Here is an 11,578-nt window from a genome sequence, read left to right as displayed (position 1 = left end):
GATCGATGTGAATGTCGTCGCCCGCGTCGGTGACAAGGACCATATCCGCGTTCAGCCACATGTGTTTGTCAGCGCGTCGCTTGCGACCCGCAAGGATCCGGAACTCGCCGACCTCATTCCCTCTTTCAATCCGCTGAACATGTTCGCCGATCGGTCGGACGAACCGAGCGGAACGGAATTTGCCGAGACGACGACGGCGCTGATCGCCGATTCCATCTACGGCGCCAAGCTGGAAAGCGAGGTCAGCATCTCTCTCGCGCCGTTCCCGACATCCAGCCCGTTGATCAAGGAAGACAAGACACCGTCGGAAACCGAAGTTGAACTTGTGGTCCGGGACTCCGCAAGAGCGCTGCTCGCAAGTTCTCCCCAGGCCGCTGCCAAGAAACTTGTCGACCCGGGCCGCTTTGATTTCAACCTCGCTCTTCAGCCGGATCTCGAGCGATACGCCGTACGCATCACGCCCGAAAACGTCTCCTTCGTCTCCAAGCGGGACGAGGAAATCCGCTTCGCCGGCATGGAAGAAAGCATTGTTCCGGTGACCGAGGGCCAGAACCTCACGGATCTTCTTCTGGACTACGATGCCAACTCGCAGGAGGCGAACAACATCGCCGCGTCCTTTGCAAGCCTGTTCGGGATCTCCGAGCTGGAGGACGGTCAGCGCTTGCGCATCGCCTATGCGCCTTCGCCCGACGACCTGGAAAAGATGCGGCCCGAACGGGTGTCGCTTTACACTGCCACCGAACATCAGGCGACCGTCGCCCGGTCGGACAGCGGCAGATACATCAGGGCGGAAGAACCCAGCACCTTCCTCGCGGATGCCTTTGCCGAGGCAGACCGTGTCTCCTACGGTGGACCGACACCCGCGATTTACGACAGCCTCTATCAGACGGCCCTGGAACAGGACATGCCGGAAGAGATCATCGATGATCTGGTGCGCATGTTCTCGTTCGATGTCGACTTCAATTCCCGTGTCCAGCCGGGCGATGCCCTGGAGCTGTTCTTCACACCGGGCGACGAGAACGCCGCCCCGAAAATTCTCTACGCGGCTCTCAACACCGGCAACACGAAGCGCGAGTTCTACCGCTACCGCACACCCGATGACGGCGCCACCGACTTTTATGACGGGTCAGGTCAGAGCGCCAAGAAATTCCTGGTCCGGAAACCGCTGAACGGCGGCAAGTTCCGGTCCGGCTTCGGCATGCGACGGCATCCAATCCTGAAATATACGCGCATGCACCGCGGGGTTGACTGGTCCGCCCCACGCGGCACGCCGATCATCGCGGCCGGCAACGGCTCCGTCGTCAAGTCCGGATGGGCGTCAGGCTATGGCCGCCGTGTCGAGCTGCGCCACACCAACGGCTATGTCACGACCTACAGTCACATGACCGGGTTCGGCAAGGGGATCCGGGAAGGTGCCCGTGTCACACAGGGTCAGGTGATTGGATATGTCGGCTCCACGGGCCTGTCCACCGGACCGCATCTGCATTACGAAGTCCTCGTCAACGGCAGATATGTCGACCCCATGCGCATCAAGCTGCCGAAGGGACGGACGCTTGACGGCGAAGTCCGGGCAAGCTTTGAGGAAGAGCGATACCGCGTCGACACGCTTCTGGAACGGGCACGCAAGCCGTCGCGGGTCGCGGCAGTGAACTGAACCGGCAGGAACGCGCTCTGGCCAAATGACAATGCCCCGCCGAACACAATGTTCCGCGGGGCATTTCGTTTCATCTAGGGCACGGCCGATTACGCCGCCGCGCTCTCCGACCCGGCAACCTGGAACACCAACCTGTCGGCACCGGCAGAGACATCAACGCTCTGCCCGTCGAGAATGTCTCCGGCCAGCAGTTTTTCCGCCAGCGGATCCTGGACATCCTTCTGGATGACCCGCTTCAGCGGGCGGGCGCCATAGGCGGGATCGTAGCCTTTCTGGGCCAGCCATCCGAGGGCGCTGTCATCCACGTTGAGCGTGATCTTGCGATCTTCCAGCAGCGTGCGCAGGCGCTGCAGCTGGATCTTGACGATATCGCCCATCTGCGCGCGCTGCAGACGGTGGAACAGGACGATTTCATCCAACCGGTTCAGGAATTCCGGCCGGAAATGCCCACGCACTGCCGACATGACTTCATCTCTGACCGCGTCGCTGTCCTGGCCTTCCGGCTGGTTGACCAGGTATTCTGCGCCCAGGTTCGACGTCATGATGATCAGCGTGTTGCGGAAATCCACGGTCCGTCCCTGGCCATCGGTCAGGCGGCCATCGTCAAGCACCTGAAGCAACACGTTGAACACATCGCTGTGCGCCTTTTCGATCTCATCGAAAAGCACGACCTGATAGGGCCGCCGGCGCACGGCTTCGGTCAGCGTACCGCCTTCCTCGTAACCGACATAACCTGGAGGCGCGCCGATGAGCCGGGCCACGGAATGTTTCTCCATGAACTCCGACATGTCGATGCGCACCATCGCGCTGTCATCGTCGAACAGGAAGCTGGCAAGCGCCTTGGTCAGTTCCGTCTTGCCGACACCGGTCGGTCCGAGGAACATGAACGAACCGATCGGCCTGTGCGGATCCTGGAGACCTGCGCGTGCGCGCCGGACGGCTGTGGAAACAGCATGAATGGCCTCCGCCTGGCCGACGACGCGTTTTGCCAGCACGTCCTCCATCCGAAGCAGTTTTTCGCGCTCGCCTTCCAGCATCTTGTCCACCGGAATACCGGTCCATTTGGAGACGACGTGCGCGATATGAGACGGCGAGACGGCCTCATCGACCATGGCATCCTTGTCTTCCGAAGCCTCGGCTTCCGACAATTGCCGCTCCAGATCCGGGACGACGCCATAGGCCAGCTCACCGGCTTTTGCCAGGTCGCCCTGCCGCTGCGCGATCTCCAGATCTGTCCGTGCCTGCTCGAGCTGTTCCTTGATTTTCTGTTCAAGGTTCAGCTTTTCCTTTTCCCCAAGCCAGCGATTGGTCAGCGCCTGGGACTGCTCTTCCAGGTTCGTCAGTTCCTGCTCCAGCTTGTTCAGCCGGTCGCGGGATGCCTCGTCACTTTCCACCTTCAGGGCTTCGCGCTCGATCTTCAGCTGGATAATCCGCCGATCAAGTTCATCAAGCTCTTCCGGTTTGGAATCGACCTGCATGCGCAGCCGGCTTGCCGCCTCGTCGACAAGATCGATCGCCTTGTCAGGCAGGAACCGGTCGGTGATGTACCGATTGGACAGGTTCGCCGCCGAGACGATCGCGCTGTCGGTAATGCGAACGCCGTGATGCAGTTCGTATTTTTCCTTGATGCCGCGCAGGATCGAAACCGTGTCTTCTACCGTCGGCTCGGTCACGAAAACCGGCTGGAACCGCCGGGCCAGCGCCGCGTCCTTTTCCACGTGCTTGCGGTATTCATCCAGTGTCGTCGCACCAACACAGTGCAGTTCACCACGCGCAAGCGCCGGTTTCAGGAGATTGGACGCATCCATCGCGCCATCCGCCTTGCCCGCACCGACAAGCGTGTGCATCTCGTCGATGAACAGGATAATGCCGCCAGCCGCCGCCTCGACTTCCGAAAGAACCGCCTTGAGGCGTTCTTCGAATTCTCCGCGATATTTTGCACCGGCAATCAGCGCTCCCATGTCCAGGGCAAGCAACTGCTTGTCCTTGAGGGATTCCGGGACGTCGCCATTGACGATCCTGAGTGCCAGACCTTCGGCGATTGCCGTTTTCCCGACACCGGGCTCACCGATCAGGACCGGGTTGTTCTTGGTCCGTCGGGACAGGACCTGGATGGTCCGCCGGATTTCCTCGTCACGGCCGATCACCGGGTCGAGCTTGCCGTCACGGGCGACTTCCGTCAGATCCCGTGCATATTTCTTCAAAGCTTCATACTGGTTTTCGGCGGTTGCGCTGTCGGCGGTACGGCCCTGACGAAGCTGGTTGATTGCGTCATTGAGGCCATTTGGCGTGATGCCGTGACGCTTCATCAGCTTGCCGGCTTCGCTTTCCCCGTCCATTGCAAGAGCAAGCAGCAAGCGCTCGACGGTAACGAAACTGTCGCCCGCTTTCTCAGCAATTTTTTCTGCCTGCTCAAAAAGGCGTGCGGTCGGCTGCGCCATGTAAAGCTGCCCGGACCCGCCGGAAACTTTCGGCATCTTGTCCAGGACACCTTCAAGGTCCCCTTTCAGGGCCTTTGCTTTTCCGCCGGCGCGATCGATCAGCCCCGTCGCCATGCCCTCGGGATCATCCAGGAGCACTTTCAAAATGTGTTCCGGAGCGAACTGCTGGTGTCCGCGACCAAGGGCAAATGTCTGAGCGGACTGAACAAAGCCCCGTGCACGCTCAGTGTATTTTTCAAAGTTCATTCTCTACCTCCTACCCGTCCTCACCACCCGAAGCATGGGGAACGTCGTTGGATATGGACCCCTGGGCGGGCATCCATGCAGTCTCAATGAGCACTGCCCTCCTAATATAGTGTTGCATTTTCACCACAAAAGCCCCTCAACCCAAATACGCGCAACAAAAAACGGCGCCCATTTGGACGCCGTTCAGGATCATTTTGATTTTGCCGTAAGCCGTCAGTCAGACGCGGCTGCGGTCTCGGCCGGTGCGTCTTCGCTCGCCTTGGGCCGGCGCGTCCGCGTGGTTCGGCGCCGTGGCTTGGCCTGCTCGCCCTCTGCGGCTTCAACGGAACTTTCACCTTCCCCGGAAGACATCTCCGTCGCTCCTTCCGACTGATCCGCGTCAGAACGCCGAGGTGTCCTTGTCCTTGAGGTCCGTGCCCGGCGGCGCGGCTTGTCATCGCCGTCGCTCTCATCGCCTTCAGCTTTCTGGCCCGCTCCGTTGACCTGACCTTCCTGGTCGATCACTGGCATGTCTTCTATGAAGGGCTGCGGGCTGTTTGCGTCGACAACATCGCCGTCGGCAGCGGCGCGGTCCTGCGACGACCGTTCCGAACCGTTCACCGGTGGTGCGGCGCCATTTGTCCCGTTGGCGGCTTCACCCGACGCGTCTTCGCTGTCGGTCCGCACGTTCGGCTGCGCCGTTTGCTGCTGCTGCTGCGGCTGCGCGGCGGCGACAATGCGCTGGTAATGCTCCGCGTGCTGGTTGTAGTTTTCGAACATCACGCGGTCACCTGATGCCTGGGCATCTCTGGCAAGCTGCTGATACTTCTCCGCGATATGCATCGCTGTGCCGCGGATTTTTACATCAGGACCGTTTGATTCGTAAGTCCGGGTTAACGGATTGGGACCTTTGCGGCCCCGACCGCGCATGCGCTTATTGCTCTGATTTCCTGGTCTCATCCTGCCGTTTTCTCTTGCGGAACGGCGGTCAGCGAAACGCTGACCCAACATCGGAATTGCTTAAACCGATACGAAATACACACCGAAACCAACAATGCTGGTTCGCGGCTGCCCTTCAAAACACGCGCAACGCATATCAGGCCGATGGCCAGCGCTCACGTCTTCCTCGTCGACAGTCCAAAACACCGGAAGGCCCGATTTGCAGCTGAATACTTTGCGCGGTAAGCGCTTCTCGTCTTCATGCTGCCGGATGCGTATGCCCCGCTAAACGCTGTTCACATTTCCGGTTTCGGCGAGTCGAACCTAACCGTTTCCGCTGCAATTTCCAAGTGCTTTTTCGCGTTTGGATCAAAACAGTACAATTATGTCCTGCGCGCAAGCGCAACGCGATCGTTGCCGGCGAGATCCCTAATGATTTCAATCTCTCCAAGGCCATGTTGACGCAACTGTTTTTCAACAGATGAAGCTTGATCGTATCCAATCTCGAGCGCGATTTGCGCTCCGGAACGCAAGAAACGCACCGCCTGCGGAACAATGATCGAATAGGCGTCCAGACCGGTTTCACCGCCATCAAGCGCGAGTCGGGGGTCATGATTGACGACCTCCGGGCTCAACGTCTCCAGAACATCACTGCGTATGTAGGGCGGATTGCTGACGATCCAGTCCGGCCCTTCGTTTTCCCCATCGCTCATTGCGGCGAGATAATCGGCACAAAGCGGATAAAAGCGGTCATCCACTCCATGAAGGCGCGCGTTTTCGCGGGCACATTCAAGTGCGTCTTCCGACAGATCGATCGCAATGGCACAGCTCTTGGGAAGTTCGGCCAGGAGCGTAACCGCGATTGCTCCCGATCCGGTGCCGATATCCCAGATAGTGATCGGCATGTCGATTGCGGCATCGCGAAGAACGGCATCTATCAGCGTTTCAGTGTCCGGACGCGGCTCGAGGGTCGCCGCGTTGAGCAGATACCGGCGTCCGTAAAAGTCGCGCTCCCCGAGAATGCGGCCTACCGGCATGCCGCCCAGCCGAAGCTCCGACTTTTCCTCGATGACCTGGACCCTAGCCTGGTCGACTTCTTCATCCTCGTGAAGAAGCAAGTCGGACATGCCGATTCCCAGAAGCGTGCTCACCAACAGTTTCGCGTCAGGTTCGGGATCGGAAACGCCCGCATTGCGAAACCGGTCCCTGACAAGCCTGTATAACCGGCCAACCTCCATTGTCAGGCGTCTTCGGACGCAAGAAGATTGGCCTGGTGATCGACGATCAGGGCCTCGATGACCTCGCCGAGCCCCTCTCCGGCTATGATCTGCTCGAGCTTGTAAAGCGTCAGACCGATGCGGTGATCGGTGACCCGCCCTTGTGGAAAATTGTAGGTCCGGATGCGTTCGGACCGGTCCCCGGAACCGACCTGCAGACGGCGCGCTTCGGTTCGCTCGCTCGCGGCCCGTTCCCGCTCTTCGTCGTAGATGCGTGCCCGCAGGAGCTGCATCGCACGCGCCTTGTTCTTGTGTTGTGACCGTTCGTCCTGGACCGCGACCACGATCCCGGTCGGGATATGCGTGATCCGCACTGCGGAATCGGTCGTGTTGACATGCTGCCCTCCAGCCCCGGAAGCGCGGAAGGTATCGATGCGCAAGTCGCTGTCCTGAACGTCGACATCGACGTCTTCGGCCTGCGGCAGAACGGCGACGGTGGCCGCCGACGTGTGGATGCGTCCTCCCGACTCCGTTGCCGGTACCCTCTGCACACGGTGAACACCGGACTCGAACTTGAGCCGGGCAAACACGTTCTCGCCTGATACGGATGCAATGATTTCCTTGAACCCGCCGACTTCGCCTTCGCTGGCCGACAGGATTTCCACTTTCCAGCCCTGCAATTCGGCGAATCGCTGGTACATGCGGAAGAGATCGCCGGCAAAAAGCGCAGCTTCATCCCCGCCCGTCCCGGCTCGGACCTCTAAAATGGCATCATTCGCGTCGGCCTCGTCCTTGGGGAGAAGGCCGATTCGAACGTCCTGTGAGAGCTGCTCGACGCTTTGGCTCAACTCGTCGCGCTCAAGTTCGGCGAGTTCACGCATTTCAGCGTCCGTCTCCGGATCGGAAAGGAGCGCCTGGGCACCTGCAAGGTCATCTTCAGCCTTGATGAGTGCGCGGATCTTCTGAACCAGCGGCTCAAGCCCGGCATATTCCCGCGAAAGCTTCACATAGACAGCCGGCTCCGGTCCGCTCGACATCAAGTGTTCGATCTCGGCGAAACGGTCCAGCAAGATATCGAGTTTCTGGCGCGCCAGCATAAGCGCAGGATCTCCTTGATCGGATTGGCGGCGCGAAAACGCCGCACGAAACAGATTGTTCTTCAGAAAGGGGCAGCGCTGGCCAAGGCAGCCCGAATTCCAGTGTTGTCTCCCCGCAATGGAACGCGCAGACCCGAATCTGTCGGCGGATCTTGGGTGTCGACATATCAGCGGATCGAGCACACAGCTAGAGGCGATCTGCGATCAGACGACATGACACTCCCACGCCACCGCGAGCCCCAGGACCCTAGAGTCCGTTCCCTAGAGCGCAACATCGGTCTCGGCGGCAAACCGTTTCAGCACTTCCCGAATGTTGTTGTCGTCATGCCCGGGCTCAAGCCTCGGCAAGAGACGCGCGGACAGCCGGCTGGTGTCCAGTGTCCGCAGCATGGCCTTGACCGGACCCAGTGCTGCCGGAGACATGGAAAGATCTCGGTATCCGAGACCGATCAGGGCCATCGCCTCGAGCGGCCTGCCCGCAAGTTCTCCGCACAGCGTCACCGGCACGTGATGCTTATTTGCGCTGTCCGCGATTGATTTCAAGGCTCGCAGAAAGGCAACGTTCAGCGTGTCGAAACGTTCTGCGACCCGGGTATTGCCACGATCGACCGCACAGAAGAACTGGAAAAGGTCGTTGGACCCGACTGAGACGAAGTCGACATAGGTCATGAGCTCATCGAGCTGAAACAGAAGCGAGGGCACCTCGACCATGACGCCCAGACGAATGTTCTCCGGAACCGGATGGTCGTGGCGGCGCAGATGCTTGACCTCGCGGTCGACAAGGGCGCGCGCCTGCAGGAATTCGTCGACTTCCGCGACCATCGGAAACATGAGTTTCAGGTCGCGCCCGGCCGCTGCGTGCAGCAGCGCCCTGATCTGCGTCCGCAGGAGTCCCGGCCGGTCAATGCCCAGGCGAAGCGCCCGCCAGCCCATGGCCGGGTTTTCCTCCTGGATGGACCTGAGATACGGCAGCACCTTGTCGCCACCGATATCGAGCGAACGGAATGTGACCGGCTTGCCGTCCGCCGCATCAAGGATCTGGCTGTATTGTGCCTGCTGTTCGCGCATGCGCGGAAACGACGATGCAACCATGAACTGGAGTTCTGTTCTGAACAGGCCGACACCGGCCGCGCCCGATTCCTCCAGATGCGGCAGGTCGATCAGCAATCCGGCATTCATCTGCAGGGAGAACTCGACCCCGTCCTTCGTGACGGACGGTTTGCCGCGCAGTCGCCGATACTGGGCCTGGCGCCGCGCCCTGAACCGCACTTTCTCCGCATACGCGTTTTCAAGATCGACCGCCGGCCGCAGGTGGATTTCGCCCGTATCCCCGTCAACGATGATTGCATCGCCCGCATCCGCGAGACTGACAATGTCCTCGACGAGACCAACCGTCGGAATTCCGAGCGCGCGCGCGACGATGGTCACGTGGCTCGTGGGCCCGCCTTCTTCGAGAACCAGCCCCCGGATCCGGTCACGGCCATAGTCGAGGAGTTCGGCCGCTCCCATGTTGCGGCCGACAATGATCGCGTCCTGGGGCAACTCGCCGATACCCGGGCCGTGCTCGCGGCCCATGAGTTCGCGGATCAGTCTGTGCGCAAGATCGTCGAGGTCGTGCAGCCGTTCGCGAAGATACGGATCCGTCTGGCGCAGCATGCGCGCACGGGTGTCACTCTGCACCTTCTCAACGGCGGCTTCCGCCGTCAGCCCGTTCTTGATCGCATCCTCGATCTTGCGGATCCAGCCCCGGTCATAGGCGAACATCCGGTAGGCTTCCAGCACCTCGCGATGTTCCCCCATAGCGGCGATCTCACCGCTCGCCAGCAGATCGTCGATTGAAAGCCTGAGCCGGTTGATGGCCCCTTCGAGGCGCGCTGTCTCCTGGTCCGTGTCTTCGGCAATCAGGTTGGTGACAACGACCCGGGGTTCATGAAGCACCACGTGTCCGAGGCCGACGCCTTCGGAGAGACCGGCCCCTGTCGCCGTGATCGGACGGGACAGATCCAGTCCGGTCGCTTCCTGTGCAATCGCCTCCAGCTCACCGGCAGCCACCATTTCGGCAATGACCATCGCCGTTGTCTGGAGGGCCTCCACCTCGTCCTCGAGATAGGTCCTGTGAGACTGGTTCTGGACGACAAGCACACCGAGTGTCCGTCCGGCACGCAGAATGGGCACACCGAGAAAGGAGTTATAGGCCTCTTCGCCTGTTTCCGGCAGATAGGTAAATCCCGGGTGGGCGCTTGCATTCGGCAGGTTGAGCGGACGGGCTTCTGCGGCAATCAGACCGACAAGGCCCTGACCGACGCGCAGGGACGCGTTGTGAACCGCTTCCCGGTTCAGACCCTCGGTCGCATAGAGCTCAAGTACGCCATCCGCACGCAGGATGTAAACCGAACACACCTCCGCAACGACGTTCGACGCAATCAGGACGACGATCTTGTCAAGTCGCTCTTGCGCCGTGATCGGCTCCGCCATGACTTCGCGGAGCCTGCGGAGCAAAAGGCGCGGTCCGGCTAGGTTGCTGCGCATTGCGCCCCCGTCTGAATTCCGCCTCAGGCGGCTGGCGGCCCCGTTCGTCCGGTACCGCCCGCCGGTTATACTATCCGTCTAACCCGTATAGCGAATGGAGAGTTCGGACCGCAAGTTCTGCATAGGCGGAATCGATCAGCACCGATATCTTGATTTCCGATGTCGTGATTGCCCGGATGTTGATTCCCTTGGACGCCAGACCGCGGAAACACTGCGCCGCAACCCCGGCATGGGAGCGCATCCCGATGCCGATCACGGAGACTTTGACGACGTCGGTGGCGCCCTCAAGATTCTGGAACCCGATCTCGCCGCGATTGTCATCCAGCACTTTCTTGGCGCGTTCGAAATCACCCTCCGGCACGGTAAAGGTGATATCCGTGGTCTTGCCGTCAGGCGAGATGTTCTGAACGATCATGTCGACATTGATGTGGGCGTCCGCGAGTGGTCCGAAAACCGATTCCGCGACGCCAGGCTTGTCGGCCACGTCACGCAGTGAGATCTGAGCTTCGTCCTTGGCATAGGCAATGCCGGTGACAACTTGCTGTTCCACGAGTTCATCCTCGTCGCAAATGAGAGTACCAATTGGAAGGCCGTCCGTGCCGGCCTGCGGCGCTTCGGGGTTGTCGAAACTGGAGCGCACGAACGTTCTGACATTGTGCACCATCGCCATCTCGACGGAGCGAACCTGCAGAACCTTTGCACCGAGCGATGCCATCTCGAGCATCTCTTCGAAAGAGACCCGCTCAAGGCGCTGTGCCCTGGGCACGATCCGCGGGTCGGTCGTGTAAACGCCGTCCACATCCGTGTAGATATCGCACCGGTCAGCCTTGATGGCTGCGGCAATCGCGACCGCGCTCGTGTCCGATCCACCCCTTCCCAGAGTGGCGATCCGGTTGTCCGGCGAAATTCCCTGAAAGCCGGCCATGACGGCAACCTGCCCCTGCTCAAGCCGTTCGGTCAGGAGCCCGGCATCGATCTCGCGGATCCGCGCAGCGCCGTGGTTTTCGTCCGTCTTGATCGGCACCTGCCAGCCCTGCCAGGAGCGCGCATTCACGCCCATATCCTGAAGCACGATCGCAAGCAGGCCGGAAGTCACCTGCTCGCCGGACGCAACAACGGCATCATATTCTCGAGCGTCGTGAAGCGGGGCGGCATCGCGGCAATACTCCACCAGCTTGTTGGTCTGTCCAGCCATCGCTGAAACAACCACCGCAACCTGGTGTCCGGCTTCCACTTCCCTTTTCACGTGGCGGGCCACATTTCGGATGCGATCGAGATCGGCAACCGAAGTCCCCCCAAATTTTAAAACCAGTCGGGCCATACCACTCGTATTCAGTCTAGTTTGTCATGAAGCGCGAGACGCTCCGGATGGATCGGCGGTCATGCATACAGTCTGTGCTGCCTTGCTGCAACTCCGCGTGACCTGCGCTGACTTGACAAATGGTCAAGGACGCTGAACGACAGCTAAACATTGAA

At 60.4% G+C, this 11,578-nt stretch carries 7 protein-coding genes (1 of these 7 only partly in view); 1 reads left to right on the top strand and 6 read right to left on the bottom strand.

Features of this window, described 5'->3' with window-relative positions; genetic code table 11:
• Positions 1-1,654, top strand: the 3' portion of a protein-coding gene (locus tag RDA78_RS09590) for a M23 family metallopeptidase (protein ID WP_434055094.1). It extends 323 nt beyond the left edge of the window; 1,654 of the gene's 1,977 nt are visible here — the last part of the coding sequence; its start codon lies off the left edge, out of view; the stop codon is at positions 1,652-1,654.
• A gap of 89 nt (positions 1,655-1,743) precedes the next feature.
• Here the strand turns inward: RDA78_RS09590 and clpB are convergent, their stop codons facing one another.
• The 6 genes from clpB to RDA78_RS09560 all read right to left on the bottom strand — a co-directional run bounded on the left by clpB (position 1,744) and on the right by RDA78_RS09560 (position 11,423).
• Positions 1,744-4,341, bottom strand: a complete 2,598-nt coding sequence (gene clpB / locus RDA78_RS09585; protein WP_434055093.1) for an ATP-dependent chaperone ClpB — start codon at positions 4,339-4,341, stop codon at positions 1,744-1,746.
• Positions 4,342-4,554: 213 nt separating this feature from the next.
• Positions 4,555-5,280, bottom strand: a complete 726-nt coding sequence (locus RDA78_RS09580; protein WP_434055092.1) for a DUF4167 domain-containing protein — start codon at positions 5,278-5,280, stop codon at positions 4,555-4,557.
• 362 nt (positions 5,281-5,642) lie between these two features.
• Positions 5,643-6,497, bottom strand: a complete 855-nt coding sequence (prmC, locus tag RDA78_RS09575) for a peptide chain release factor N(5)-glutamine methyltransferase (RefSeq protein WP_434055091.1) — start codon at positions 6,495-6,497, stop codon at positions 5,643-5,645.
• A 2-nt stretch (positions 6,498-6,499) separates the two neighbouring features.
• Entirely contained in the window at positions 6,500-7,573 is a 1,074-nt protein-coding gene (prfA, locus tag RDA78_RS09570) for a peptide chain release factor 1 (protein ID WP_434055090.1), read from the bottom strand.
• 261 nt (positions 7,574-7,834) lie between these two features.
• Positions 7,835-10,102 carry a phosphoenolpyruvate--protein phosphotransferase gene (gene ptsP / locus RDA78_RS09565; protein WP_434055089.1) on the bottom strand — a complete coding sequence of 756 codons (2,268 nt, stop codon included), beginning with the start codon at positions 10,100-10,102 and terminating at the stop codon, positions 7,835-7,837.
• Between the two features lie 70 nt (positions 10,103-10,172).
• Positions 10,173-11,423, bottom strand: coding sequence for an aspartate kinase (locus RDA78_RS09560; protein ID WP_434055088.1), 1,251 nt, complete (start codon positions 11,421-11,423; stop codon positions 10,173-10,175).
• Between the last annotated feature and the right edge of the window lie 155 nt (positions 11,424-11,578).

Source organism: Roseibium sp., assembly GCF_051016195.1.
Classification (GTDB): Bacteria; Pseudomonadota; Alphaproteobacteria; order Rhizobiales; family Stappiaceae; genus Roseibium.
Note: the sequence above shows the minus strand (reverse complement) of the source record. Positions and strands in the feature narration are given on the sequence as shown.